This is a genomic window from Halobellus limi (assembly GCF_004799685.1).
GTDB lineage: Archaea > Halobacteriota > Halobacteria > Halobacteriales > Haloferacaceae > Haloquadratum > Haloquadratum limi.
In genome coordinates this window covers 92052-117627 of the sequence record NZ_CP031313.1, presented here as the reverse complement: position 1 = coordinate 117627, position 25576 = coordinate 92052, and the positions used below count along the sequence as shown (strand labels likewise).

At 55.4% G+C, this 25576-nt stretch carries 18 protein-coding genes and 3 pseudogenes; 11 read left to right on the top strand and 10 right to left on the bottom strand.

What is annotated here, in order from left to right; translation table 11 throughout:
- Positions 1-28 precede the first annotated feature (28 nt).
- Positions 29-760, bottom strand: a complete 732-nt coding sequence (locus tag DV707_RS16925) for a fumarylacetoacetate hydrolase family protein (RefSeq protein WP_103992722.1) — start codon at positions 758-760, stop codon at positions 29-31.
- A gap of 225 nt (positions 761-985) precedes the next feature.
- On the opposite strand from DV707_RS16925, the gene DV707_RS16920 reads away from it, so the two are divergent.
- The 3 genes from DV707_RS16920 (at position 986) to DV707_RS16910 (ending at position 5757) form a co-directional block, all read left to right on the top strand.
- Positions 986-1750 carry an IclR family transcriptional regulator gene (locus tag DV707_RS16920; RefSeq protein ID WP_103992561.1) on the top strand — a complete coding sequence of 255 codons (765 nt, stop codon included), beginning with the start codon at positions 986-988 and terminating at the stop codon, positions 1748-1750.
- Between the two features lie 1445 nt (positions 1751-3195).
- Positions 3196-4557 (top strand): aminomethyltransferase family protein, encoded by a 1362-nt coding sequence (locus DV707_RS16915; protein WP_103992562.1) that lies wholly within the window; start codon positions 3196-3198, stop codon positions 4555-4557.
- Positions 4558-4659: 102 nt separating this feature from the next.
- Positions 4660-5757: a Gfo/Idh/MocA family protein gene (locus tag DV707_RS16910; RefSeq protein ID WP_103992563.1), complete on the top strand. Its 1098-nt coding sequence runs from the start codon at positions 4660-4662 to the stop codon at positions 5755-5757.
- Between the two features lie 96 nt (positions 5758-5853).
- On the opposite strand, the gene DV707_RS16905 is transcribed toward DV707_RS16910, so the two are convergent.
- On the bottom strand, positions 5854-6810 hold the full coding sequence (locus DV707_RS16905; RefSeq protein WP_103992723.1) for an SMP-30/gluconolactonase/LRE family protein: 957 nt from the start codon (positions 6808-6810) through the stop codon (positions 5854-5856).
- Positions 6811-7281: 471 nt separating this feature from the next.
- Positions 7282-8481: a CaiB/BaiF CoA transferase family protein gene (locus DV707_RS16900; protein ID WP_103992564.1), complete on the bottom strand. Its 1200-nt coding sequence runs from the start codon at positions 8479-8481 to the stop codon at positions 7282-7284.
- Positions 8482-8571: 90 nt separating this feature from the next.
- Here DV707_RS16900 and DV707_RS16895 point away from each other — a divergent pair, with 90 nt between their 5' ends.
- The gene (locus DV707_RS16895; RefSeq protein WP_103992565.1) at positions 8572-9045 is read left to right on the top strand and encodes a MaoC family dehydratase; all 474 of its coding nucleotides are present in this window, start codon (positions 8572-8574) and stop codon (positions 9043-9045) included.
- A 55-nt stretch (positions 9046-9100) separates the two neighbouring features.
- Here the strand turns inward: DV707_RS16895 and DV707_RS16890 are convergent, their stop codons facing one another.
- Positions 9101-9877 carry an enoyl-CoA hydratase/isomerase family protein gene (locus DV707_RS16890; protein ID WP_103992566.1) on the bottom strand — a complete coding sequence of 259 codons (777 nt, stop codon included), beginning with the start codon at positions 9875-9877 and terminating at the stop codon, positions 9101-9103.
- Between the two features lie 265 nt (positions 9878-10142).
- Between DV707_RS16890 and DV707_RS16885 the strand changes: the two genes are divergently transcribed.
- Genes DV707_RS16885 through DV707_RS16875 form a run of 3 tightly spaced genes read left to right on the top strand, consistent with a single transcriptional unit; the run spans position 10143 to position 13183 of the window.
- Entirely contained in the window at positions 10143-11306 is a 1164-nt protein-coding gene (locus DV707_RS16885) for a TRAP transporter substrate-binding protein (protein WP_136361924.1), read from the top strand.
- Positions 11307-11331: 25 nt separating this feature from the next.
- Positions 11332-11889 carry a TRAP transporter small permease gene (locus DV707_RS16880; protein WP_103992568.1) on the top strand — a complete coding sequence of 186 codons (558 nt, stop codon included), beginning with the start codon at positions 11332-11334 and terminating at the stop codon, positions 11887-11889.
- Positions 11882-13183 carry a TRAP transporter large permease gene (locus DV707_RS16875; protein ID WP_103992569.1) on the top strand — a complete coding sequence of 434 codons (1302 nt, stop codon included), beginning with the start codon at positions 11882-11884 and terminating at the stop codon, positions 13181-13183. The genes DV707_RS16880 and DV707_RS16875 overlap by 8 nt, the downstream gene beginning before the upstream one ends.
- 225 nt (positions 13184-13408) lie before the next feature.
- On the opposite strand, the gene DV707_RS16870 is transcribed toward DV707_RS16875, so the two are convergent.
- Positions 13409-14581 (bottom strand): enolase C-terminal domain-like protein, encoded by a 1173-nt coding sequence (locus DV707_RS16870; protein WP_103992570.1) that lies wholly within the window; start codon positions 14579-14581, stop codon positions 13409-13411.
- 101 nt (positions 14582-14682) lie between these two features.
- On the opposite strand from DV707_RS16870, the pseudogene DV707_RS16865 reads away from it, so the two are divergent.
- Positions 14683-15261, top strand: a pseudogene (locus tag DV707_RS16865) (IS6 family transposase).
- Between the two features lie 629 nt (positions 15262-15890).
- Here the strand turns inward: DV707_RS16865 and DV707_RS16860 are convergent.
- Both DV707_RS16860 and DV707_RS19225 read right to left on the bottom strand, forming a co-directional pair.
- Positions 15891-18116: an LUD domain-containing protein gene (locus tag DV707_RS16860; protein ID WP_103992571.1), complete on the bottom strand. Its 2226-nt coding sequence runs from the start codon at positions 18114-18116 to the stop codon at positions 15891-15893.
- A complete protein-coding gene (locus DV707_RS19225; RefSeq protein ID WP_103992572.1) occupies positions 18109-18615 on the bottom strand; it encodes an LUD domain-containing protein in 507 nt (168 codons plus the stop codon). Before DV707_RS19225 ends, DV707_RS16860 begins: the two co-directional genes overlap by 8 nt.
- Before the next feature lie 471 nt (positions 18616-19086).
- Here DV707_RS19225 and DV707_RS16850 point away from each other — a divergent pair, with 471 nt between their 5' ends.
- The gene (locus DV707_RS16850) at positions 19087-19542 is read left to right on the top strand and encodes a MaoC family dehydratase (protein ID WP_103992573.1); all 456 of its coding nucleotides are present in this window, start codon (positions 19087-19089) and stop codon (positions 19540-19542) included.
- A 229-nt stretch (positions 19543-19771) separates the two neighbouring features.
- Here DV707_RS16850 and DV707_RS16845 read toward each other — a convergent pair.
- Positions 19772-20534, bottom strand: a pseudogene (locus DV707_RS16845) (IclR family transcriptional regulator).
- A gap of 760 nt (positions 20535-21294) precedes the next feature.
- Here DV707_RS16845 and DV707_RS16840 point away from each other — a divergent pair.
- Positions 21295-21941: pseudogene (locus DV707_RS16840) on the top strand (IS6 family transposase).
- 47 nt (positions 21942-21988) lie between these two features.
- Positions 21989-23035 carry a DUF4432 family protein gene (locus DV707_RS16835; protein ID WP_160113951.1) on the top strand — a complete coding sequence of 349 codons (1047 nt, stop codon included), beginning with the start codon at positions 21989-21991 and terminating at the stop codon, positions 23033-23035.
- Between the two features lie 17 nt (positions 23036-23052).
- Here the strand turns inward: DV707_RS16835 and DV707_RS16830 are convergent, their stop codons facing one another.
- Both DV707_RS16830 and DV707_RS16825 read right to left on the bottom strand, forming a co-directional pair.
- Positions 23053-23406: an ATP-binding cassette domain-containing protein gene (locus DV707_RS16830; protein ID WP_268806884.1), complete on the bottom strand. Its 354-nt coding sequence runs from the start codon at positions 23404-23406 to the stop codon at positions 23053-23055.
- 212 nt (positions 23407-23618) lie between these two features.
- A complete protein-coding gene (locus tag DV707_RS16825) occupies positions 23619-25565 on the bottom strand; it encodes an archaea-specific SMC-related protein (RefSeq protein ID WP_136361922.1) in 1947 nt (648 codons plus the stop codon).
- Positions 25566-25576: the final 11 nt, after the last annotated feature.

Sequence of the window (25576 nt, the reverse complement as noted above, 5' to 3'; positions counted from 1 at the left end):
GCGTTCGGAACTAGTACCGCCCTCTCTCCTACTCTCGTTTCACGGTGTGTTCGAGGGTACCGACGCCTTCGACGGTCACTTCGACGGTGTCTCCGTCCTCAAGTGGTCCGACACCGGCGGGAGTTCCGGTCGAGATGATGTCCCCTCGCTCGAGTGTCATATATTGAGTCACTTCTGATACGAGTTCTTCAAGCGAGAATATCCACTCACTCCGCGAGGACGATTGTCTCTTTTCTCCGTTTACGGCGAGCTGGACGCGAGCATCCTCAGGGACGTGTTCGGGGCCGGCCACGACGGGTCCGATCGGCGCAGCGTTATCGAATGCTTTGCCGCGGACCCAGTTCTGTTCAACCCGTTGATCGTCTCGGTTGGAGAGGTCGTCCACGCACGTGAAACCCGCAACAACGTCCATTGCGTCAGTTTCATCGACATTTCGACACTGTGTTCCGATGACAATACCTATCTCCGCTTCGAACTCTACCTCGTCTTTGTTGCGCGGGAGTACCACGGTGTCGCCGTGGCTGGAAATTGTGTTGGGCGGTTTCAAGAACAACATCGGTCGATCCGGGATCGACATATCCTCCTCTGCGGCGTGATCGGCGTAATTGAGACCGACGCACACGATTTTAGTCGGCTCTACAGGAGGCAAGATAGTGAGTGCGGACGGGTCGTAGGTTCCCGTGTTGAGGACGATCTCGTCGTCGATCCATTCGCCGTTCCGAATACTTCCTGCATCGTCGCGAACGCGTACTCGTCGCATACTTGTCAACGGGAATTCCACCTATTAAAAGATATTGGCTCGGTCGGAGTGAGTCTCGATTACGTTCGAGAGCTTTGTACCGGTCGCGAGGGACGAGCAGTAAACAGCGTACTGCACTTATGGCTCTTGTCATCGCTAAACCGATTACTATTGCTAAAGCCGTTCTTTTGCTTGCGTTCAGAATAGATGAACAGGTTGAAATAGGCGTAAGGAGAGAGTGGACCTATGGGACAAGAGGCAAAGAATCCGGTTAAAGCTGCGGAGACCACCTTTGAAATCATCCAGGCACTCAAAGAACTCGACGGCGCCGGCGTGACTGAACTTGCGACGCACCTCGATCTTCCAAAGAGCACAGTTCACAACTACCTGAGCACGCTTCACCAGGAAGAATACATCGTGAAGTCAGGTTCGGAGTACGAGGTGGGTATCAAGTTCCTGGAGTTGGGCAACTACGCTCGCGATCGGATGAGAATCTACGAAATCGCCAAGCCGGAGATCGACAGTCTCGCCGACCAAACCGGAGAGTTAGTCAATCTCCTCGTCGAAGAACACGGGAAAGGCGTCTACATCTACCAGGCGGCGGGACAGCAGTCAGTGCGCGTCGATTCCTCAGTCGGTTCCCGCGTCTATCTTCACGCGACCGCATTCGGCAAGGCAATGCTGGCGAACTACTCCCCGGAGCGGGTCGATCGGATCATCGAGTCTCACGGCCTGCCACAGTTTACCGATCGAACGTCAGCGACCAGAGCGGAGCTGGAGAGCGATTTCGAGACCATCCGAGACCAAGGATACGCGATCGACGACGAGGAGCGCCTCAGCGGACTCCGCTGTATCGGTACCGAAATTAAAGCGAACGACGGGCGTGTTCTCGGCGGGGTCAGTATTAGCGGTCCGGTGAACCGATTGAACGGATCCTATCTGAGGGAGGAACTGCCGGACATACTGCTCGAGACCGCGAACGTTATTGAACTCAACATCACCTATTCCTGAACGGGGCTCAGTAAGCTGTTTACGACTGGTCGACACCTTCGCTGACGACCCCCAAGAGGGGGTCCCCAGATATCGATTCGGCAAATCCGTTCCTCGGTAAATCGGGGCCTCGATTCCGACGCTCGATCTATGGAGACGGTCACAGAGTCAGACCCGTTAGGAGTCACGCGACACGTAATGAAATTACAAAACTAATATTGTAATACCTGTACTCGTGAAACTGTAATTCATTTTAAAATACACCCTCTTGATTCTGATTACGTCACCGCCCTAATACTAATCGTCTCTCCGGACAGCATAGGAGTAATAAATTCATTCACTGAATATCACCTATTTCTACAATAATTTTCTGAATATTTGGAATAGATACAAAAATAATTATTCATAATAACTGAACGCGATGGGCGCGGTAGTACGAATATCGGTAGGTAAAATGACGACTGACACGGGGTCCGATACGGCCAAGCGTATCGGTTCCGACGACACAATACGGTCGCTCGAGAGGAGGTGAGGTTTCTAAATTCAGGCACCTGATCCGGGAGACGACATCCCGATTGGGGATACAGCTCGTTCAAAGCTTGCGTTGCGCGACTGCTGCGGTTGGATACCGCTTCAGTACTCACGAGCTAGGGAACGATCGGGGTCGTATCGCCGTGGTAAGACGAAACCGCTCAACCGACGGAGTGCTCGACCGGAGATAGCTTTCCACATATTGGAACAGCGGGAATGAAAGTCGCTCCCCGATGGAAGAAATGGCTACGGAACCTTTGGTTCTGGTCACGTCTGGAACCTGCGTCTCTCAGGAAAGAACAGTAGCGGGCGGCTTACTGACTGCGGAGTGTTGGACGAAGTCGACCAATTGTGCGACAAAGTCTTCGGCTTTTCCCCTAGAAACTAACCGCTTCACCGACGTAGCGACTACTCCAGATCTACAGTAGTGGTTTGGTGCGGACGGTCACTCGAGTTCCGATGTACCGGAATGAGGGAGATTCTTGCCACCGAATACCGCTTCGGTCTTCCAGAGCCGTAACGCGAGTGCATCGTCCCATTCACTCACGAACTGATTCAGAAGTCCGCCAACGGCCTGCGGACGGACACCGCTCGAACCACATCCTGATCAGTAACTAATGACCACTGCTTCTACCGTACGACACGGTCACCCCGGCCTGGAATCGCCTGATGCATCCAACTCCGTGCGGCTAGCATTACGGCGTCGATCGGGACGTTCCTCGGTCAGCTCCGCGGGAAACGCCTCTTCGCCAACGCTGTTTTTCTGGCCGGGGGTACGCCTTGGCCGCAGGGGGCCTGTCACCGTCTCGATCTTCGATTTCAATACTCTCCGACGGAACGGGAACCCCGCAGATCACGTCTTCACGGACCCGCTGAACGAAATCTGACGGGATCGGGATCAAAATACTTATTAGACGTAGATATCATCCTCCAGTATGACCGAGAAGTCACTGGCACAGGTGTTGCAGTCGGTCGAAAATCCTGCCGAGACGTTCCGTAATACCGATCTCGGCTGGCAACCGTACGTCTTCGAGGACGAGTACACGAACTGGATCGAAGAACAACGGGCAGTCGCTAAATCCTGTGCCGTCGTGGACCAGTCTTACCATATGGAAATACTCGAAATCGAGGGCCCCGACGCCGTGGATCTACTCGAATCGCTCTCGGTAAACAGCTTCCAAAAGGTCAGAGACGGCGATCCTCCACAGGCGATCAATTACCTGACTTGCAATCCGGACGGATACGTGATCGGCGACGTCATCGTCTTTTATTTCGGCGAGAACAGATTCTCCTCAGTCGGCTCCGAGTGGATCAACAACTGGATTCGATACAACGCCGAGGCGGGCGAGTACAACGTCGATTTGGAGATACCGTACCATCCCTTCGACGATCAGGACCCCCCGGAATTCAGGTTCCAGGTGCAGGGCCCCCACGCAATGGACGTTATGGAAGAGGTCGCTGACGGTTCGCTCCCCGACATCTCGTTCTTCGAGATGGATACGATCGAAATAGACGGTGTTCGAACGTTCGCACTTGGTCACGGGATGGCCGCGATGCCCGGTCTCGAGATCTTCGGTCCTCACGAGCATCACGACGAGGTTCTCGACAGCATCCTCGAGGTGGGTGAACAGTACGGCATTCGGCAACTGGGGACACAGGCCTACAAGACGGGGAAAATCGGCTCGGGATGGTTCGTTGCGGCGGTGCCTGCCATCTACGAACACGACGAACTCCAAGGCTATCGGGAGTGGTTAGACGCAGACAGTATGGAGGCCAGCCTCTCGATCGGCGGAAGCTACGAGTCTGACGATATCACGGACTACTATATGAACCCCATCGAGCAGGGGAAATCTCACTTAATCGACTTCGACCACGACTTCGTCGGCAAAGACGCCTTGCAAGAGATGATGGAGCAGGAACAGCGCGAGCGAGTCACTCTCGTCTGGGACGTCGACGACGTCGTCGACGTCTACGCGTCGTTGTTCCGAGAAGGTGAGACGAGCAAGTTCATCAACCTACCTGATGTTGCGACCCGCTGGTCGGCGATGCATTACGACAAGATCGTCGACGACGGTGAAATGATTGGGCTATCGAAGTACCCCGGGTATCTCTCGTACGAGCGTGAGATGCTCTCGCTCGCAGTGGTGGACCCCGAGTACAGCGAACCCGGGACAGAAGTGTCGTTCGTATGGGGAGACGAGACGAAGAAACAGCGTGTCGAGCGTCACGAACCCGTCGAGATTCGCGCGACGGTGGCCAACGCTCCGTACGTCAAAGGTGGACGGACGAATCTATAGGGGAACTCGTTTGTCTCAGTCCTGATTTGCGGACTGTTGTTCCTCCTGTTCTGATAGAAGGAGTTATAATGGTTTAATACGTTTATCTCTCCGATCGGAGCTATGAGTTACAGAGCTGGTATTATCGGCACTGGAGGGATAGCGGGAATGGGCATCTTGGGTATGCACGACGAGGAAGACATCGGAGAAAAGAGGTTTCAAGCGAGTCACGCCGGTGGATACCAGGCGACATCGGATATCGAACTCGTTTCGATAGCGGACACAGACGAACAGAAACTAACCAGATTCGGCGAGGCCTGGGGCATCCCGTCAACCCAGCAGTATCTAGATCACGAGGAGATGACTGCACGGGAAGAGTTAGACGTGGTATCTGTGTGTACTCCCTCCTTTCTCCACCACCGCCACGTCATTGACGCTGCCCGTTCGGCCTCGAATCCGGATGTCATCTGGTGTGAGAAACCGATCGCATCGTCCGTTACCGCTGCTGAGGAGATGATCTCCGTCTGTGCGGACACCGATACGGAGCTACTAGTTAATCACTCATTCCGGTTTACGGACAAACTGCAACAGCTTGCGCGACTCATTCACGAGGAGAACATCCTCGGCGATGTCCACTCGGTGGCAACCCAGTTTCGAATGGAACTACTTCGAAACTCCACGCACCTCTTGGATACGCTCGTCTATTTGCTCGATTCCCGCGCAAAACGAGTCAGCGGACACATAACCGGAGAGAACGAAGCAGTGGACTCACTCGGTGCTGGCCAGTCAGTTGAGGACGCGGGCGGTGGCGGGTTCGTGTTAATGGATGACGGAACGTTTACAACCATCGACTGTACCATCCCGCGCAACGATTCCTCGATGATGCTTCAGTTCATCGGGTCTGAAGGGAAACTCTATCTGAACAACGATGACAGTGACTGGCGATACTGGCGACTCGATGACGGTATGCATATCGAGGAACCGCTACCGGGAATCGAGGGCGCGTGGACCTGGAACCGGGATTATCAGAACGCGTTTCCCAACGCTGCCAACCACATCCAGTCGTTACTCACTGGCGACGTTGAAAACCACTCGCCCGGTACTGCGGCGTTACGGTCGCTTGAGATCATCGTTGGATTCTATATTTCCTATTATACGGGGAGCCAGGTCGACATTCCGCTCCAGCGGCCACTTCGGGATGTCGAGATCTCTTCGTGGTAGCCGACCCACAGAACATACAATCGAGGTTAAGCACGGATCATTCCTGTAGAATCAGGAGAGAAACTCACTCCGGTAAGACCGGTTACGTTAGGACGATCACTTTCTTTCGTTGTGGAGTGCTGTCCGCTCAAGATCGTTATCCGGAGCACCGAGCAGTCCACTTCGGTCCGTTTTCGCTCGGTGGAGAGAGGCAGTCGTCTTGTCGAACTGGTCTTCGTCCCCGGCTTGTTCGAAGTTCGTTACGTAGAGTGTCCGCAGATCTGGACCCCCGAAAGCGCAGTTTGTCGGTTGATCTGCGGGGAACGGATGAGTCTCCAGGACTCGGCCATTTGGAGCGAACACGTATATCATCGGCCCTGGCCCGTTATTCTCGCCTCCTGCCGTCGCGACGATATTACCTTCCTCGTCGAGGCACATACCGTCAATCGATCTGTGGGGAAAGAAGTTGTGGAGGACTTCGAAATCCCCAACAGAGCCGTCGTCGTGGACCGTATATGCCCTGAGCTCTCGGTTCCCCCTTCCCCACTTGTGGTGGGTCTCCGCGACGTAGAGCGTGGATTTGTCCGGGGAGAGGAGAATCCCGTTCGGTTTCTCGGTGTCGTCAATCACCTGTTTGAGGTTCCACTCATTGTCCCCAACTGGGTCCGCCCGATACACCGCACCGTAATCGAAATCGAACCCCTCGTCGTGAACAGGGTAGTTCGGGTCGGTAAACCAGATACGGCCCTCTCCATCGATCACCAAGTCGTTTGGAGCGTTAAGCCGTTTGCCCTCGTACTCGTCCGCGACCACTGTCACACGGCCGTCCTCCTCGTAACGAACAACTCGCCGTGGGCCCTTCCCCTCACAGCCATAGAGGTGTCCATCCGGCCCGTACTTGAGACCATTTGCCCCGTTCGTACCGGTCCGAATCGTCGTCCACTCACACGTGATATGATCGATTTGGAGGATTCGGTCGCTCGGAAAGTCACTGAATATCAACCCGTCTCCGTCCCAGACGGGCCCCTCTGTCAATGCGAAACCATCGGCTATTTTTTTGAACTCCCAGCTCATTGCACACTTGCTCTCAATTCTCATCGGAATATAAATGTATCCGATGCATCTCAGGCCACACCAGCTTTCGGCTTCGCGCCAGGGAGTCCTTCGTCTCCCTCGATAGAGGATCCACGTTTGGACTCTGGGTCGCTCTTCAGCCTCAGTAATCAGTGCTTCGGTGCCGTCCACCTCAACGCCGTCGGATCGAACCGAGGTATTCACCGTCAGGCCTGATTGGTCGGCAGGAACAGGTGGTGGCGTTACTGTTTTTTGATTTCCCGTCTCATCTTCGTCGATAACACCGACGCTCGTTCCATCAACCGTGAAACGTTTGGCAGCCACGCATCTTGCCCGTTCATCGACAACCGTTCGGTCGTAATTGAAAGGAGATCCAGTTTTAGACCTCGTACAGTACGAAATAAGTGCGAAAACGGCCCTGTCTCTCCGTCCTTACCAATCCGTTGGAGATCCCTTACTGCTACGCTGAATTCACTCGCTTACGTCACCGATAACGCCTTCTTCAGCCAACCGTTCGATTTCGCCTTCCTCATATCCCCAATCCCCCAATATTTTCTTCGTGTGCTCTCCAGATCGAGGCGGTCGAGAGTCGATCTCTGGCGGCGTTTCGGACAACGACGCCGGTAATCCCGTAGTTTTGAACGTCTCGCCGGTCTCCGGGTGCTCGATCTCTACGATCATTTCGTTGTGGGTGACCTGTGGGTCCTCGGCCATTTCGTGAAAGTCGTTAACGTTGCCGGCCCAGATGTCCTCTGCGAGGAGTGCCTCGAGTAGTTCGTCCGTCGGTTGCTGTCTCGTGTACTTTTCGAGACGCCGTTTGATTTCGTCGCGGTTCTCGTACGTTTTCTCCGAGGTATCGTAGTCCGTGAGCTCCTCAATACCGGTGACCTTCGCGATACTCTCCATCGAAGCCATCGCGATGGCAATATGTCCGTCTGCGGTCTCATAGATTCCGTATGGGGCACTGAGCCAGGCTTGGGCGATTCCGGACTCGCTCCGATCGAACTCCTGGTTCATATTGAGCACCGCCGTGACCTCCTGACACTGGAAGTCGATCGCGGAGTTGAGAAGATTGACTTCCACTTTCTGTCCCTCGCCCGTACGTTCTTGGTAAAAGAGGGCGAACATCGTATTGAGGGCCATCAGCGTGGCAGAATGTTCGTCGACAACCGCCGTACCGACCGGTGTCGGTGGGTCTTGATCGCGCCCGGTGTACTCAGTGAGGCCGCTCATCGCCTGGAGGAGAAGGTCCTGTCCGGGGCGGTCAGTGTACGGCCCGGTAGATCCGAATCCGCTTCCCGAAACGTAGACAATATCGGGATTCCGTTCCCTCACGTCTTCGTACCCGAGTCCGAACCGATCCATAACACCCGGTCGGAAGTTTTCCATCAGTACGTCGGCTTCCTCGACGATCTCGAGAGCGATTTCTCTCCCTTGATCACTCTTGAGATCGAGTTCGATGCTCCGCTTGTTTCGATTCATCGCGAGGAAGAATGGACTTACACCGTCTAAGAGCTCGCCACCGGCCTCAAGTTTCCGTTCCCACTCACCGCCGATCCGTTCGATTTTGATCACGTCAGCGCCCATCTCAGCGAGTTTCTGACTCGCCCACGGGCCCTGCATCATCTGCGTGAAGTCTGCGATAGTCACACCGTCGAGTGCACCTGACATAGTTATCCGTTCCCACAATACGATATAAAAGTTCTGACTGAACTGTTTTTAACCTAAAAGCTTTTGACCCCAACGGAAGATATAGCAACGATGTCGACTCAGGCACCCGCAAAGGACACGAATCGATACTTCGAGGAGATCGAAGACGGAGAGCAGTACACCGTTGAACAGGCCAGGACGATCACGGAGGCCGATATCGTGAACTTCGCCGGTGTTTCGGGTGACTTCCACCCGTATCATATGAGTAAGACTCGGATGGAAGACTCGCAGTTCGGCGGCCGTATCGCTCACGGAGCGCTTATATTTGCGATAGCGGAAGCGACGATCGCCGATATGAATCCGAAGTCGTTCACGTACGGTCACGACGGAATCCGGTTCCCAACGCCGACTATGATCGGAGATACCCTGACCGTAAGCCGGGAAATCGTCGAACGGGACATATACAACGACGACTACGGAAAAGTCGTCTATGCTTACGAGGCAACGAACCAAGATGGGGAAACCCTCTATGTGGGAGAACACACGACCCTCGTCGAGCGGCGATCCGAAAACCCCGATCAGTGAGCGAGTGATACCCGACTGATCGGTTGAATAACAAACTCTCTATTGCCTTGGTCTCTTATCTCCCTTCGAAAGAGGGCTCACGGTCGTTGATGAATGCGTCAATCCCTTCCTGTGTGTCCTCAGTATTATAGAGAGTGAACGTCACTTCCTGCTCGTAAGAGAGCCCGGTTTCCATAGGGGTGTTACGTGACGAATTGACGAGTCGTTTCGCCTCTTGCACCGCTAATGGAGCATTCTTCGTTACCTCGGTAGCAAGGTCTTGGGCCGCTTCATTTGCACTTCCGGTTTCTACCAAACGTGTCACGAAGCCACACTCTTTTGCTTCGGTTGCTGAAATCGGCTTACCGGTAGTCAACATCTCTTTGGCCTTCTTCGGACCGACAACATCAGGCAGGCGCTGAGTTGCTCCGCCGCCCGGCACGAGTCCGAGCTTCACTTCTGGAACCGCAAATTCAGCGCTTTCATCGGCGACAACCACGTCAGAAACCAACGCAAGTTCACAACCGCCTCCGTAAGCGAGCCCGTCGACTGCTGCTACGACGAGAGCTGGATGCTCTCGAATGTAATCGTTCGTCTTCCGCGCGTTCTTTTGATAGGCCTCGAACTCCCGGTCCGGCATTCCGTGTATCTCCTTGAGATCGGCCCCGGCTACGAATGCACGGTCTCCGGTTGTCTCAAGAATTATGGCCGTCACACCGACTTCTTCTAACTGCGTTAGGTGGTCAAAGATGAGATTGTTGACCTCTGTCGTGAGCGCGTTAAGTTGATCTGGGCGATCGATAGTGATGACTCCTACATTTTCGTCCCATTCGACATGAACTGGCGAGCTCATAGATAGATGTTTTCAGTAGACTATTATAATACTAACCGTACCCATATTTTCAGAGATGGACAGCATTCTGAAGCGACCCGTGAAAACCCATTTTGCATTGGGGGGGAATCGGACCCTCAAAAGTAGTTTTCTGGCCGCTGTGCACTTAATTAGCCCTATCAAGAGTGTTCAGATATGTAAGTAGCACGAGCGCCAGTACAATCCCCCCAATGAATTCTGCACCAAAAGATATATTTGGTGGGTAATCATATCCGAAGCCGTAGGTATGACAGGTGATATCAGCCAAAGTAGCTCGAGTCCGGACAGCGTCAATCGAAAGTTATCACGGCGTCCCTATCTGAAAGCACTTGGTACCAGTATTCTCGCTGGGGGACTCGCCGGTTGTTCCGGCGGCGGAGGAGACGGAGACGGCGGTGGCTCTGGCGATGGAGATAGTTCGGGTGGTGACGGAGACAGCGGAGGTAATGACGGTGGTACCACTGGGAGTAGCGGCGGTGGGGAACTAGACGAAGTGAGTATGGAGATTGCGAGTACCTTCGCCGAAAACCACGTACTCGTCGCCGGTGCCGCGACTCGTTTTAAAGAGATAGTCGAGGAGGAATCCGACGGTAATTTCACTGTCAGTATCTCACCCGGCGGTGCGTACGGAGCCGAGGACGAAATCAGTGAACTCGTCGCAGAGGGGGGCGTGGAAGCACACAGCCAAGGTACGTTCCCGTTCCTTCAATACGCGCCGAAGTACTTCTTTTTCGCGAACCCATTCGTGATGGGAGGCTTCGACCACATTCTGCGCCTCCACGATAGCGACTTGATGTCGGATGGGTACGATCAGATCATCGAGAACGGGAACCAGCGTCCCGTTGGGAATATGGTATACCGGGGTGCACGCCATCTCTGTACGAAAGAGGGAACCGGCGCAGTGGCTTCCGCTGCGGACGTTGAAGGACTTTCCCTTCGGGTGTCCGAAATTCCTCCGTGGGTCCAAATCTTCTCCGAGATCGGCTTCGACACCTCTGCGATCGCATGGACGGAGGTATACAGTGCGATGCAAACTGGAACAGTCGACTCTATCGAAGCACCGCCTGGTGCCCTCAACTCTGCCCGACTATTCGAAGTCTTCGATATCCTGAATATTACGAGTCACCAAATCACGACTGGGAATATATATCTCAATGAAGAGTTCTACCAGGGACTAGACGAGACTTACCAAGACATCGTCCAAAAAGCAGGAGATGAGGCAACAGATCACGCCTCTGAAATGGCGCAGGAACAAGAACAAGGCCATATCGACACGTTCGAGAGCGAGCACGGAATCACGATCAATCAGGACGCCGACCGGCAGTCATTCGCAGATGCTGCTGAACCAGCTATCCAGAACCTCTTCGATAGTGAGTGGGCGCATACGTGGGAAGATATCCGTAATGTTTAAATATTAATCATCCGGTCAAGAACCTATGGAAGCAGACCAGTCTTTAAGTATTAAAAAGGAAAATGTTTTAGACAGGGTATTCTTATATACCGCTGTCGCGCTTTTCGGACTGACTCTGCTGTTGACCACGGTTCAGGTGCTGGTGAGGCAGATCCCCTTCTTAGGGTTTATCGACGCCAATTGGACCGTGCCTGTTGCAAGGTTCACTCTGATTATTATGACGTATATTGGGGGTGCTGTCGCAACACGTAATCGAGAACACATCTCTATCGACCTCGTCCTCGATTGGGTTGGTAAGTTCTACCCCCGACTCCGTATCGGGCTCAATATCATATCAGACCTCATAGTGATTGCTTTTCTAACTATCGCCGTCTATGGGACTATGCTGAGCACAAGCGGAAACTGGAATACCTCAGTTGGTGCGGTGTCGGGAATTACCTCTGGCTACATTTATCTTGGAATCGGTGTTGGCTTGCTCGGTATGCTTATTTACGAACTGCAACACATTTATGATACGATTGTTCAAATGCAAAACAAAGACACAAAACCCGATTCACAGCAGGAGGGAATAGAAGATGTCTGAACTACTAATCGTCGGAGGCCTATTCCTCGGTAGCCTCCTTGCTCTGTATGCGATCGGCGTTCCCGTCGCTATCGCGATGGGATCGAGTGTGATTATTATGTGGATTTTGCCTTTCGGCCAGGATATCAATTTCACTCTAATCAGTAACCAGCTGTTCTTCGGGGTAAACAGTTATCCCCTGTTGGCTGTGCCGTTTTACGTATTCCTTGGAAGGCTGATGAATAGAGTCGGGATGACCAAGCGAATCTTTGACTTCGCCGGATCAATTGTGGGCCACTACCGGGGTGGAATTGCCCACGTGAACATCGTGGCGAGTATGCTCTTCGCCGGGATGTCGGGAATGGCGACCGCTGACGCTGCCGGCCTCGGTCGTATTGAGTATGCGGCGATGCGGGATTACGGGTACGATAAAAAAACGGCCCTCGGAATCACCGGTTCGTCCGCGTTGATCGGCCCACTGATCCCCCCGAGTGTCGCTATCATCATTTACGGGGTCCTCGCAGAGGAATCTATCGGCAAACTGTTCCTCGGAGGCTTCCTTCCGGGAATCATTATGGGTCTCTCACTAATGATATTCGTCGTGGCGCTCAGTTATTACCACGGATTCGAGCCCGACTACGAGTTCGAGGTCTCCGAAGTCTGGCGGACGTTCAAGCGAGCGATATTCGCCATACTCACACCGATATTGATCATCGGCGGACTCCTCAGCGGGCAGTTCACTGCGACCGAAGCGGGAGCCATCGCTGTCGTCTATATCGGCGTTATTGGCTACTTCGTTTACGGCGAGTTGACGCTCGATATACTGTATGAAGAAATGAGAGACAGTATGATCGAGACGGTCTCGCTGACGTTTATCATCGCCGTCGCGTCACTCTACGGATTAGCCGCTCTCCAACTACAACTCCCACAGCTACTCGTCGATGGGTTCTCGGGCGTTTCTACGGATCCCACGATACTACTGCTCTCGCTCACGGTCCTTTTCCTGGTCGTGGGAACGTTTATGGACACCATCGCAGCGATGACCGTGCTAGTGCCGATTATAATGCCGTTGGTGACTATCGTGAACATCGATCCGATCCACTTCGGGGTCGTGATGTTACTCGCGTTACTCCTCGGCCTCTTGACGCCGCCGTTCGGAATCATCCTGTTCGTCTTGGAGAAAGTCACGGATGCCAGCCTCAACGAAGTGATGAGGGGTGTTCTCCCGTATTACGTGCCGATTATCGTAGTCCTGTTACTCAGTATCTTCTTCCCGGAGATTGTCACCTACATCCCGCGTCAACTGATGGCATAACTGCTTTCTCGGTGTTTCTGAACTTTCACTTATCGACCCCCGTGGGAGGACGGCGACCACCAGGTCTGTGCCGGAGACAGGTAGTACACTCCGGTGGAAATTGCCACTCGATCGATCGAATTAGAACGTAGTTGCGACCGTTTGTCGTATACTCCGATTACCCACTCCGAACGGTGCCAGTCCCGGAACCGGGCCAGTGTTCTCCCTCGGCGCTAAGATACGGCACTACCCGTAAACCACCGTCTCAATCGCGTTAGACTCGATGTAGTCCCAGTCGTAGTTGACTCCGAGGCCTGGCCCATCGGGAACCGATACGGTGCCGTCGGCGTTGACAGCATCCAGAGCGTCGGTGTAGTCGCCTTCGTACGCCGGTGGCGCGGGCAGCTCCACCTCGGGGTGGACCAGCGCCATCTCGTAGTAGTTGGAGTTGCGCGTGGCGGCCATACAGTGGCGGTGAGCTGGGCCAGGGGCGTGATACTCCACGTCGAGCCCGAAGCTCTCGGCAGCGTGAGCGACCTTCATCGCTCCTGTGATTCCGGCGTCGTACTCGGGGTCGGCGCGGACGAAGTCGGTTGCCTCGTTGGCGACGAAGTCGGTGTGGGTCTCTAGCCCCCGTACGTGCTCGGTCTGGAGAATCGGCGTATCGATCTTCTGACGGAGTTTTCGATGGGCGTGCTGGGAAATACCGGCGTCCCGAAACGGGTCCTCATACCAGAAGAACGCCTCTCCGTCACAGGCCCGTCCCACCTTCAGTGCGTCGGCGAACGTCTCCAGCTCGCAAGCAGGGTCGACCATCAGATCCATCGTGTCGCCGACCCGCTCGCCGACGGCGTGGATCGTTGCGATCTCTTTCTCGACCGAGCGGTTAGCGTCGCTCCCTCCCCAACCGTGGATCTTGAAGCCGCCGTATCCGAGTTCCTGGCACTGCTCGGCGAAATCCGCGTAGGCCTCTGGAGAGTCGAGGCCGCCTGCGTCGTCGGCGTGGAACGTCGAGGCGTAGGCCGGCAGCCGCTCGCGGTAGGTCCCCAGCAGTTCGTGAATCGGCGCATCGTAAACCTTTCCAGCGATGTCCCACAGCGCGATGTCGAGCGGACCGATTCCCATACGGTCGTACTTCCGGAGGCCGCGCTTTATTTCGCTCCAGTGGCGCTCACGCCGGAAGGCGTCCCGCCCGATCAGGTAGTTCGCGAACGTCTCGATCTGGTCCGGCGACGTCGACGTCACCAGTACGTACTCCCCGGTGACGCCGCTGTCAGTGTGAACCCTGAGTGCCAGTTGCGAGCTCTCTAGGGTAGACCCAGGCTCGTAAACGAGGTTGAAGCCGTTCCCATCGGTGCCGATGTCCTCAAGGGGGTACTCGAACTCTGTGATCTCGATACGTGTGATTGTCGGACCCATACCGCAGGTGTTCACCCTACTACACATAAAATTCGGTGTTGTCTCCGGGGCACTGTTCAGATTAGGTCGAAAAGTGAGGTGGCCGTAGTTTCTTGGTGCCTATGCCGGAAATCCGCCGCCTCACCGAATGTAGCGACTGGCCAGAGTTGGATTTTGTGGAGCGAGAGGCGACACCCGAGCCTGCGATGAAGCTGGGTATCCAACTGCATTTGGCGGGGTTATGGCTGGCGGATACCGTCCCAGTCCGCGAAAGCTTGGGTGTCAACCGGTGTCACCTACCCAGAAACCCGAGCTACAGCTCACAGAGGGCGAGAACCCGAATGACGTCGCGGTTGATGAGACTGTAATTCGAGTTACTGATCAGCGCTACTGGCTGTTTGCTGCGGTTGGCCCCGACACGAATCGCGTGCTGCACGTGCGACCTTTCCCGACCAGAACGACTGCTGTACCGAGACGTTCCTCACAGAATTCCAAGAGAAACATCTCGTCTTCGCCGCGACCTTTCTGGTCGATGGTCCGCGTGGCCGCAGGCGGTCTGCCACCGCCACTTGCTCCGATCCCAATACGTCACCCACGGGAATCGGAATGCCGTCGAACGTGTCTTCAAAGAATTGAAACACCGAACAAACCCGTTCGCGAACCACTTCAGACACGTTGATCCAAACACTGCAGAAACGTGATTGCACGCGTTTTCCGTCTGCTTCAATCAGCTAATCGAAACAATACCTCCCCGGTAGAGAGGCTCTGATCGGCAGTCCCGGTAGCAACCTCGGCATCCTCGGCGGGACAGCGGTTGGGATGCTGATCCGGTATTCCACCTGGTAGCTTTCCAATCAACTCACTGGCGTCGAAGTTGTCTCCTTGACGATCGCTTCCCGAGTGAACGCCCAGAGCCAGACCGAGAGAGACGAGACCGGGTCGTTCCGGAAGCGTGTCACTCGTGCTTGACGGGTCCGTCGAATTCTCGGTATCCATCTGGAACGTATATTTTACGACACTGTCGACTGCGGGATATTCTAACTGATGCACACGTGATAATCGACCCCTCTGTGTGGGAAATGGTATAATTGGGCAAAAACATCTGAAAACGGCTCTCAAAACGAGAATTGGCTATACGAAAGAACAGTATTGCAATCCGGTATTGTCGAATGTAATTCGAAATCCTTCCAAGTACTAGAAATATATTGATACTTTTTGGGTGATAAGTCGAACAAGAGGGGATATCAAAATGAACGGCGAAAAGTAATCATTCAGGCTAGAACCGTGGGTGATCAGAGGTTCGTCGTACCTACAGGATAGCCGGTGGGTGTCAGTTCTTTTGTGCCGGATCGAGTAGTTCGACTGGATGTCTCGGTTTGTCTGCGAGGAGTGTATCGAGTTGATCAACGCAAGAGATACCGCTAGCGACGACGGGCCGATCAGTCGCATCTGATCGGAACTGTTCAGCGAGCCTTTCACCGACGTCCACACTCAGATCGTAGTATTCGGTCTTGTATCCGAAGCTCCCGGCCATCCCGCAGCACTCCACATCAGAGGTCATTACATCGTAATCCAACAGGTCCAGCACTGTCTCGGTATACGTCGCTAACCCGAGAGTTCGTTGCTGACAGTGGCTGTGATACGCGACTTCGCTTCCGTATCCCGAGGTCAGAGTTTCGGCTTTCGCCCCGTTTTCGAGCAACCCATAGACGTACTCCATCACCTCGTATGAGCCATCTGCGAGGGGCTTATGTTGATCGGGCGGGAGTAGCTTCTGATACTCCCGACGGAACATCGCGACATCGCTCGGTTCGATCACGACCACGTCGTATCCCTCTTCCACGTACGGGAGAAGGGCATCCGTGACCTGTTCAGCTTTCTCAGTCGCTGTCGAAATCATCCCCTGTGAGAGCGGTGCTCGACCCGACCCCAGGACTTCAGGTACTTCGACCGAACAACCGAGAGACTCCAAGACACGGACGGCTGCCTTGCCACGCTCGACGTCCACATAATTCGTATATACGTCGGGATACAACGCGACACGACGCAGTGGTTCTTCAGTCTGTGCCTGTAATCGTCGTTTACTCGCCCATTTGCGAAGCGTCTCACGCTCAAAGGACGGTAGATTGCGACGCGTGTCGATTCCGAGCACGAGTTCCATCGCCCACCGGACGGGAAACGACGTGACCACGGCATTCGATACGGGGGCCGTCGCGCTTCCCAGCTTTGCCATCGCCTCGAAGTTACCGAACAAGCGCTTTCGGAGTGGTACTCCCCCGCCTTCGCCGTCGGGACTGAGTCCTTCGACGAGCAGATCCTCGAACCCTGGATCGTTCCCCCGGTTAATTCGATCCTTCACGACCGTGTTAATCCACGGGATGTCGATTTTTACCGGACAGGCATTCACGCAGCGTGAACAGCCCGTACAGAGGTCGTTGAACTCCCCGGCGGTGTCCAATCCCTCGACTCCCGCTTCCCATCCGGTGGCGATACCACCCGTGTAGGTTTCGCCGCCGAACGCGTGACCACCGACACTCTGAAAGTTCGAACAGGAGTTCGCACATGCTCCGCATCGGATGCAGTACAGTGTCTCCCGGAGGTCGTCATCTCGGCGCATCTGTCGACGGCCGTTATCGATGAGCACGAGATGGAAATCGCGGGATGCCTCGATATTCCCCCCGTTGATAGCACCTCGAGCTTCGAAATCGATCGGGGGTGTGTCGACTGGCGGCGTCAGTATCGAGAGGTACTGCGTGATGTCTTGCCCCGTCGAAGCGCGGGAAAGGAGCTCCGCGAACGGGCGAAGTTCGCTGATACCGGGAATGATCTTTTCGACACCCGCGACCGCCACGTGCGTGTCCGGGATCGACGCACACTTTCGGGCGTTTCCCTCGTTGGTGACCAGTACGATGCTCCCGCTTTCCGCTATCACGAAGTTCGCTCCCGTGATTCCGATGTCGGCCTCGTCGATGCGCTCACCGAGATACTCTCGAGCGAATGCAGTCAAGTTTTCCGCAGAGTCCAGCGCCTCGTCGGTATCGAACTCCCGTTCGAACAGTTCCGTGATATCCTCTCGGGAGCGGTGTAACGACGGTCCAACGATGTGGGACGGTGCCTCATCGGCGACCTGAACGACGAACTCACCGAGGTCGGTTTCCCAGACGTCGACGCCACACGCTTCGAGTGCGTCGTTCAGGTCGATCTCCTCGGTGGTCATCGATTTGGATTTCACGATCGTGTCCGCGTGCTCGTCCGCGACCACGTCAGTGACGTAATCGTTCGCGTCGTCGGCGTCGTCGGCGACGTACACCGATCCACCGTTGTCTCGGACGGCTCGACTCACCTGCTCGATCAGGTCCGGGAGTCGTTCGATCGCGTCTTCCTTGATTTCGCGAGCTTCTGTGCGATACAGCTCGTACGTCTCCGAACCAGTTTCCTCGATTGCCCGATACCGCTCCGCGTTGAAGTGACGCGTGTGCTTGTTTATCTCCTCGCTTTCCGTCTTCAGGAGTCGCTTGATCCGCTCCGCGTCGAGCGGTGACGAATCGTTACTCATCGTCACTGAGGATAATAACGCAGACGTCCCGCGGACCGTGGACGCCCCGAACGAGCGCCCCCATATCGGCCGTCGCACTCGGCCCGGTAGCGAAGACGAACGAACGGTGCTGCGCTTCGAATTCCGCTTCGAGCCACTCGAAGGCCGCAGTGAGATCCGGTTTGAGATCCGTCGCCTTGATCACGACGACGTGTTTCTCCGGATACAGCGAAACGTACTCGTCACCTGCAGTCCGTGACTCGACGGCAACTGTCCCAAGAGTGGCGATACCGAGCCGGGAGCCGGTGACGCCCGTCACCGCGCCCTCGAGCTGGGATGGCGTGGGATCCGTCGCGACTTCCGTTCGGGCTAACGAAACCGAGTCGAAAGGGAGCAATGCTCCCACAGCAGGGGTATCTACGACTTGGGAAAGCGTCGACTCGAAAGACTGTGGTGTGGTTACGACGGAGTCAGCATCGGCTTCTGATAGCGAATGCTGAAACTCGCTCACGATACTCATACTCGATCCGTTAGTCGTTACGTGACATAAAGTTTCATATCGGAGGCACTGGGTGGGTCAGATGACCGATGCGGAAAGCGAATCCGGTAACCGCGTTCTTCGATTCTGAGGCTGGCGCGTTTGAAGTTTTCAGAGGTTTCTCTCAGGGGCGGGTCGCACAGATAGCAGATAACCGTCTTGAGATCGACCGCGGCGCACTGCCAGCAGCGAGGACCTCTCATTCGGATTGCGGACCCGTCAGCTGTCACGTCGTTCCGCTTCCGTCGGCCTGTTGGCTGGAAATCTGATTTCTAAACGGAACAGACCCTTGATGAGTAACGCCATTATCTGAAACAAAGCCTTTCCAGAACGGTTCGCGGTACTCTCGATCACCTGTCATCGATCCGGCTCTATCAGGATGCCTTGGTTTCTGACACATTCGATTGAGATATCGACACAACTATTGTCACAACCGGAGTACGAGGCTCTGCTATGCGAGCACCCGCGAAAGACACCAACCGTTACTTTCACGAGATATCCGAAGGGGAAACGTGGACAGAGACAGACGCCCGGACGATCACCGAAGCCGACATCATCAACTTCTGTGGTGTGTCGGGGGACTTTCACCGGGCGGTCACGAGCAAACCTTACGCCGAAGAGAAGTTCGGCGGGTTGATCGCTCATGGACATCTTGTCGCTGCAGTCGCAGAGTCAATTATCGCTGACCTCAACCCGAAGGCGTTTACATACGGTCACGACCACGTCAGGTTCCCGGCCCCGACGATGGTTGACGACACGCTGACCGTCAGCAGAGAAGTCGTTAACAAAGAAGTTCGCGATGAGGAGTTCGGCCGCGTCGACTACCGGTATGAGGCCGAAAACGACGACGGCGAGACGGTGTGCGTTTTCGATCACCTGACGATGGTCGAGCGGGAACCGCGGAACTGACAATCTTGGTTCGCTCGACGCCGTCGACACGGCGGGCTGACTACAGAGCGCAGTTCTCGATTCGATCTGCCGGGTGTGCGTTACTGTCTTGAGAACCACCTCGTCGACGACCGGTGAAACTATCGCTCGGGTGATGACTGCTATTGCTACTCGTTTCGACGCTCCCATCAGCCACGGTACTTGAACACGCACCGTATGAACGGTAGTCGCCCGAGACGAGGTAGTCGTGTTACGAGTAGGTGAGGTTCACCTGAATCACGTTCGTGCTTTCGAGTATAATCTCGGGGAGCTCTTCCTCGAACTGTTCACCGGTCAACCGATTCTTCGGCATCGTCACACTTATCGCTGCCACTGCTCTATCCGACTCGTCAAGTATCGGTGCTCCGACACACCGCACTCCTTCAACCCGCTGTTCGTCGTCTAACGCGTAGCCGCGCTCACGGATCGTTCCGAGTTCGTCGAACAACTCATCGCGGTCGGTGATGGTATTCTCGGTCACCTGTTCCAGACCGTGTTTGTCGATAATCGCCTCTACCTCTTCGCGGGATCGATTCGCCATTATCGACTTACCGAGAGAGGTCGTATGGAGTGGCACTCGCTTGCCCGCGTGCGTGTCGAGAGTGAACGGCATCCTTCCCGCGGGCCTTTTAGAGGTACACTCCCTGTCCGTGCTCTTCGATCATCAAGTTGACCGTCTCGTTGGTCCTCTCCACGAGATTATCTATCTCGGGGCGTGCCACCTGATATACCCTCATTCGCGAACGCACCTGCTCTCCAAACTCAAGGAATCGGGAGCCGACACGGTAAGTCCCGTTCTCGTTGATGAGGTACTCTTCGCAGGTCAGCGTTTGGAGGTGGTCGTGAATCGTGCTCGTTGGCTTATCCAGACACTCGGCAAGTTTGGACACCCCCGCACCGTTGAGTCGTATAAGCGTATCCACGATTTCCAAGCTGGTCTTCGCCGCTTCGGCCGGTGCTTTCTGGTCGTTCATACTCTCTCCCAGTAAGCACTCGGGTTTAGAATTTACGGCATTACCGGATAGTGGATATATTCCCAAAATATCTTTTCTATACTCGAAATACCGCATATACAATCCTTAATACCGTTTGGAATAATCGTAATATACCACAGAATTTTATATTTTCAATGATAGAGTGATAGTCAGTATTTCTCATACTCTGTTTCGAAGTGGAACAGATCGCCGGTATTGGATACGGTCGATCAACTCTGTGGATGTCTTCGCTGAGTATCGGGACCGGACTCTCGTCTCAGGTTATGAAAAAGAAATCATCCGGTGATAGCGGATGAAGATGATATAGAATTCACTGGCGTCCTTGGATAATAACTAGTGTACGCACGTTATCTTCAGTCCATAGGCCGGCATTTTGGGAACGATCCTCGATTAATCTATTCCGATTAGAGTCAAACAGCTTTGTTGAAATCCGCTTGCTGTCTTGCGGTTTGTTGAGAAGCCAGTTTTCACCGGAACCGTGTTATCTGGTTGGAAGAGTTCCTCTCCTCAATATCAACGCTGAAGGATTTCAACAGAGCTAGTCAGACACATTTCCGGATTGCTGCGTGGATCTGTTCGCCTGCTATCCGGCAGAGCCGGATAGCCTCTGTGTTTGCCGAGGCCCGATTCAGTTGTCGAATTCTGTCCAACCGCGTTGCTATCTACAGCGGTCAAAGGTAGTCTGAGGTACTGTTCAAATAAGGTGGAAAAGTGAGGCGGTCGTAGATTGTTGGTGCCTATGCTAAAACCGGACCGCCTCAGCGGTGGTAGCGACTTTCCAGAATTAGGTTTTGTGGAGCGAGAGGCGACACCCGAGTCGGCGATGAAGTTGGGTATCCAACTGCATTTGGCGGGATTGTCGCTATCGGATACCGTCTCTGTCCTCGCAAGCCTGGGTGTCGGCCGATGTCGCTCCACTGTTCACAACTGGGTGCAGAAGGCCAACCTACAGCCCACAGAGGGACAGAACCTGCATTACGCCGCGGTTGACGAGACGGTAATTCGCGTGAATGACCACCGTTACTGGCTGTTTGCGACGGTTGACCCCCGATACGACTTGCCTGCTGCACGTGCGATTGTTCCCGACCAGCACCCAAGCGCTGACCGAGATATTCCTCACAGAACTCCGCGAGGAACATCTCGTTAACGACGCGTCTTTCTGGTCGATGGGGCACCCTGGCTGCAGGCGGCTGCCATCGCCATTCGCTCCGATTCCAACACCTCACCCACGGGAATCTGAATGCTGTCGAGCGTGTATTCAAGGGACTGAAACGCGGACCTGAAGCCTTCGCCAATCACTTCAGACACGCCCGTCCCGAAACCAGAGAGACGTGGCTACAAGCATTCGCTGTCTACTTCAATCCGCCAATCTGGTCAATGACCTAATAGGAAGCAACATGAATATTAAGCATCAACCTGATCTGGATGAAGCTATGTCGTTTCCGAACGCATCGAACACCGAGGAGTACGGTGGCCTCGACACCGTCGTCATAGAAAACGAGTCGCTCCGCGTCGTCGTCTCGCCCGAGAAAGGGGCAGACGTACTCGAGATACGAGACAAGAAATCTGACGTGAACGTCCTGTTCGAGGCACCGCACAACTGGCAGCCCGTCGACGGGAGTTACCGACCGTCTCGCGACACCGGGACTGCCTGGATGGACTACTATCCCGGTGGCTGGCAGGACTGCCTTCCGTTTGGAGGGAACGACCCCGCCGCGGCGGGCGCTGAATATGGGATTCATAGGGAGTCGTCACTCCTTCCGTGGGACTACGACGTCTTGGAGGAATCCGACGACGCTGTCGCCGTTCGGTTCTCGACGGAACTCGTCCGGTATCCGTTCGCCGTCGATCGTACACTCCGCCTCGACCGTGGCAGTTCGACCCTGTCCGTGACGGAGTCCGTCGAGAATCTCGGGACAGTCGAGTTACCGTACGCGTGGCTCCAGCACGTAGCGTACGGACGTCCACTCCTCGCCGATGGGACTCGAATCGACCTCGACGGCGTGACGGTGACCGTTGACGAGGCGCCACAAGGGGAGTCACCGCTCGCCGAGGGGGAGAGCTTCGAGTGGCCGACGAACGAGGATGGCCACGATATGAGCCGTATCGAGAACGTCGATGCCGGAATACACGATCTCGCCTATCTACACGACCTCGAGAGCGGATGGTACGCAGTCACCAATCCCGACCTCGACCTCGGGGTCGCTGTCTCCTTCGACGAGACGCTGTTCGAGTCAGTGTGGTCCTGGCGAGCTCTCGGTGGCTTCGAGTCGTCGCCGTTCTTCGGTCGCGAACGGGTTGTCGGCTTGGAACTGTCGACCGGATGGCCGGCGACGAACCCGGTGGAAGCGCAGGGCGAGGACGGAACGGAAACGCTGAACCACCTTGAGGCGGGCGAGACTATCGAAACAGAACTGGCTGTCACGACGTATCGTGGTCGTGGGTGCGTCGAGTCGTACGAACAGGTCGCCGGCGAGTGAGAGGGAGAACCTTCCGCTCAGATGGCGTCAGCCTCTTCGATGCCTTCGGGGAGTTCACCGTTGACCATCATATGAACGATGTCGTTGCGGTTGACGTCATCCGTGTCGACGGATCCGACGAGCGACCCGTTGTCGAGTACAGTGATCCGATCGGTGAGACTGAATATCTCGTCCATATTGTGGCTTATGACGATGACAGACAGTCCCTCGTCCTGCAGTGACTTGATGAGATCTTGAACTCGCTCGGCCGAATCGGTCGACAACGCCGACGTCGGTTCGTCCATCACGACGATGTCCGGGTCGGACACGAGCGCTCGCGCGATGGCGATAGCCTGCCGCTCCCCGCCCGACCGCTGGTGAAGGTTTGCCAGATACAGTGCGTTTAGTCTGTGTTACGAGGGATCTGTAAAACACGAGAGACGAGAGAGCACACTACTTGGGGGACTGACTCAGAGGTCAGTTAATTCACCGGAGAGAGTCGTTCTCTACATCGTCTAAACCAGAGTACGGTACAGTATAATAAATGAATGAGACGGGCCTCAGTCCCAAACAAATTCCTTTTGAACACAACACCCGGTTGTGATTAAATCGACGTCACGCGAGTGAAGTCGTCGTCGAGCGCTTGGGCGTCCTCGGGCAGCAGTGCCACAACGAGGTAGTCCGCGTAATCGGCGAAGTACTCGACGAGTCTGGCGATCCGATCGGAATCGATCGCTTCTAGCGAGTCCAACAGCATAAACGGCACCGTCTCGTGGAGGTCGTGGACGAGATAGCCCGCCAGCGCGAAGATCAGTCCCGTTACCTCACGTTCGCTTTCCGAAAGGTGGGCGATCGTGTCCTCGTAGGCCGCACCGTTTTCGGTCGTCCGCACGATATGGAGCTCGAAGCGCGTCTGCCCCTCGCTCGCGCCAGCGTCTTCGATCCGCTCGATCCAGATCCGTTCGATGTTCTCATAGCCCAGGAGGTCCAGAATCGACTCCATATGCTCGTTGAAGGAGTCGACGGCTTCCGCTTCGATCTGATCGATCTTCGTCCGCTGGTCGGTGAGTTCGTCCACCAGTTCCGCGCGCTTCTCCCGGAGGTCTTCGGCGCGTTCGACGTCGTCTTCGATCGACTCGATCTCCTCTGTCACCTCGTCGAGATCGGATTCGAGACTGTCGATCTCGAACTCCAGTTGGTTCGCCTCCTTGTGCAGCGAGAGGATCTCCTCGAAGTCCGCTGATTCGAGGCTATCAACCTCGGATTCGAGGTCTTCGACCTCGTCGGTCAGCGATTCCCGATTCGCTTTCAGCGCGTCGATCTGCTCGTCGCGGCGGTCCAGTTCCGATTCGATGTCCTCGAATTTCTGCTTGATTTCCGAGCGCTTGCGCTGTTTCTTCGTCGCTTCGCGCTGTTGTTCCTTCCGGTCTTCGAGGCGGCTCTTGACGTCGTTCAGGTCCTCGACTTTCTCCGTGCGGAGGGATTTCAGTCGCTCGATCGTCGACTCGATCTGTTCGCGCTCGACCGACGAACCACAGGTCCAACACACCACCGTTTCGGAGTCGGAGGCGACGAGTTGGTCGGTCACCGAGCTTTCACCGCTCTCGGCGGCCGCACCGCCGTCCTCTAGAAGGTCGTAGTCCTCGGCTTCCAGCCGTTCCTCGTTGTACTGGATGAGGCTGCGAAGTTCGTTGATTTCGGAGTTCAGGTCCTGTCGTTCGCCGCGGAGACGCTCGATCTCCGATTCGAGGTCGCGGTGGTCGCCCATCGGCGTCTCGGGCAACTCCTCAAGGTCGTCTTCGAGTTCGTTCTGCTCGCGTTTCAGGGAGGAGATACTCTCTTCTTGGCGCTCGATCTTCCGGCGGACGGATTCCAGCTCCGAGCGGGTCGAGCGGAGTTCCTGGAGTTTCTCTTCAAGTTCGGCCTGTTCCTTGCGGCCTTCTTCGACATCGCGGCTGCTGTCGTCAATGTCGTCTTCGAGGTCGGCGAGTTCCTCGCGCTTGTTCTCGATCTTCTCCCGGAGTTGCGTCCGGCGCTGTTCGAGTTCCGGGAGTTCCCGTTTCTTCGATTCGATGCGGGCGAGTTCGTCGTTGATACCGTCTTTCTCTTCCTCGAGACGGCGGATTTCGGAGCGAATGGCGTCGACGTCGACGGGGCGCATAATGACGTCGCGGAGTTGTTCGCCGCGGGCGGCGGCCTGTCTAGCGTCGTTGGTTTCCAGCAGGAACGCGAAGAGGTCGGCCACCTCGGGGTCCTCGAGGTAGGCGTCGCCCTCGAAGGAGACGCCGTCACCGGCGCGGGTGAGCGTGCGCTCGTAGGTGGCGCCATCGAGGGTCAACTTGACGCGGCCGTCCTCGGCGTCGCCTTTCAGGGAGACACGCTCGCTTCCCATCGCGGCCATAATGGAATGGAGGAAGGAGGTTCGGTTTGTCGCGTTTTTTCCCGTGAGGACGGTCACGCCGGGCGGAATATCCACTTCGGTGTGATCGATGCCGCCAATGTTCTCGACATCGAAATGAGCGCCGTCAGTCAGTTGTTCGGGAGTTGCCATTGTCCCGTAAT

Coding starts and splice junctions, on each gene's coding strand:
- DV707_RS16835 (WP_160113951.1), top strand. CDS start 21,989: ATGTCGTTTCCGAACGCATCGAACACCGAGGAGTACGGTGGCCTCGAC.
- DV707_RS16860 (WP_103992571.1), bottom strand. CDS start 18,116: ATGAGTAACGATTCGTCACCGCTCGACGCGGAGCGGATCAAGCGACTC.
- DV707_RS16825 (WP_136361922.1), bottom strand. CDS start 25,565: ATGGCAACTCCCGAACAACTGACTGACGGCGCTCATTTCGATGTCGAG.
- DV707_RS16870 (WP_103992570.1), bottom strand. CDS start 14,581: ATGGGTCCGACAATCACACGTATCGAGATCACAGAGTTCGAGTACCCC.
- DV707_RS19225 (WP_103992572.1), bottom strand. CDS start 18,615: ATGAGTATCGTGAGCGAGTTTCAGCATTCGCTATCAGAAGCCGATGCT.
- DV707_RS16850 (WP_103992573.1), top strand. CDS start 19,087: ATGCGAGCACCCGCGAAAGACACCAACCGTTACTTTCACGAGATATCC.
- DV707_RS16890 (WP_103992566.1), bottom strand. CDS start 9,877: ATGAGCTCGCCAGTTCATGTCGAATGGGACGAAAATGTAGGAGTCATC.
- DV707_RS16910 (WP_103992563.1), top strand. CDS start 4,660: ATGAGTTACAGAGCTGGTATTATCGGCACTGGAGGGATAGCGGGAATG.
- DV707_RS16875 (WP_103992569.1), top strand. CDS start 11,882: ATGTCTGAACTACTAATCGTCGGAGGCCTATTCCTCGGTAGCCTCCTT.
- DV707_RS16900 (WP_103992564.1), bottom strand. CDS start 8,481: ATGTCAGGTGCACTCGACGGTGTGACTATCGCAGACTTCACGCAGATG.
- DV707_RS16915 (WP_103992562.1), top strand. CDS start 3,196: ATGACCGAGAAGTCACTGGCACAGGTGTTGCAGTCGGTCGAAAATCCT.
- DV707_RS16905 (WP_103992723.1), bottom strand. CDS start 6,810: ATGAGCTGGGAGTTCAAAAAAATAGCCGATGGTTTCGCATTGACAGAG.
- DV707_RS16925 (WP_103992722.1), bottom strand. CDS start 760: ATGCGACGAGTACGCGTTCGCGACGATGCAGGAAGTATTCGGAACGGC.
- DV707_RS16895 (WP_103992565.1), top strand. CDS start 8,572: ATGTCGACTCAGGCACCCGCAAAGGACACGAATCGATACTTCGAGGAG.
- DV707_RS16920 (WP_103992561.1), top strand. CDS start 986: ATGGGACAAGAGGCAAAGAATCCGGTTAAAGCTGCGGAGACCACCTTT.
- DV707_RS16885 (WP_136361924.1), top strand. CDS start 10,143: ATGACAGGTGATATCAGCCAAAGTAGCTCGAGTCCGGACAGCGTCAAT.
- DV707_RS16880 (WP_103992568.1), top strand. CDS start 11,332: ATGGAAGCAGACCAGTCTTTAAGTATTAAAAAGGAAAATGTTTTAGAC.